The sequence below is a fragment of the Actinokineospora lacus genome, from assembly GCF_053813445.1.
Window position 1 is genome coordinate 1 of sequence record NZ_JBQERA010000040.1, and the last position, 1,110, is coordinate 1,110.

1 protein-coding gene is annotated in these 1,110 nt (G+C 69.7%); it reads left to right on the top strand.

Going from position 1 to position 1,110, the window contains the following annotated elements; all coding sequences use genetic code 11:
- The first annotated feature begins 41 nt into the window (after window positions 1–41).
- Window positions 42–1,085: an IS630 family transposase gene (locus ACTG9Q_RS32950; protein ID WP_455576859.1), complete on the top strand. Its 1,044-nt coding sequence runs from the start codon at window positions 42–44 to the stop codon at window positions 1,083–1,085.
- The last annotated feature ends 25 nt before the right edge of the window (window positions 1,086–1,110 follow it).

Consider the following 1,110-nt stretch of genomic DNA (forward strand, 5'->3'; position numbering starts at 1 on the left):
TATTGAGGCGAAAGTGATCGATTGCCTGTAGGTTGACGCGTGTGGTTGAGGTCGAGGGTGCGCACCGGTTGTCGCCTGCGGAGCAGGAGGTGTTGCGGTTGCGGGTGGTCGCGGCGCTGGAGTCCGGGCGGGTCGAGGGCTATCGGCAGGCGGCGGAGGTGTTCGGGGTCTCGGTGCGGTCGGTGGGCACCTGGTGGCGCGTCTACCAACAGCAGGGCCGGGACGGCCTGGTGGTGCGCCGCGGTCGCAGGCCGGGACCGGCGGAGCTGGTCAGTCCGGAGGATCGGGGCACGCTGTTCGCGGCGATGGCCGACTACACCCCGGAGGAACTGCTGATCGGCGGCCCGCTCTGGACCCGCCCTGCGGTGGTCGAGCTGATCCGGCTGGTCGTCGGGGTCGACATGACCGAGCAGGGCGTGGGCCTGTGGTTGCGCCGCCACGGCTTCACCCCGCAGCGCCCGGCCCGCCGTGCCTACGAGCAGCAGCCCGTCGCGGTGCGGGCCTGGCTGGACCAGGAGTATCCGGCAATCGAGGAACGGGCGAAGGCCGAGGGCGCGGTGATCGCCTGGGTGGACCAGTGCGGGCTGCGTTCGGATGCCGCGCCGCCCGGCCGGTCCTGGGCGCCCGAGGGACGCACGCCGATCGTGCGAGTGACCGGGAAACGCCTGCGGGTCAACGTCATGTCCGCGGTCGCCTCGCGCGGCGCGCTGTGGTTCACCGTGTTCACCGAACGGTTCACCGCACCGGTGTTCACGACATTTCTTGACCGCGTTGCCCGCCAGGCGGGCCGGAAGGTCCACGTCATCGCCGACCGGCACCCGGTGCACCGCAGCAAGGCCGTCCGCGCCTGGCTGAAGGACAACGCCGACCGGGTCGAACTGCACCTCATGCCCGGCTACAGCCCCGAACTGAACCCGGACGAGCTGCTCAACGCCGACCTCAAACGCAACGTCAACGCCTCACGCGCCCACAACGTCGACAGGCTTGCCCACGAGACCCGACGCTTCCTGCGACGCCGCCAACGCCAACCGCACATCGTCCGCGGCTACTTCCGTGCCCCACACGTCCGCTACGCCGACACATAGGCAACCTAATACTTTCGCCTCAATA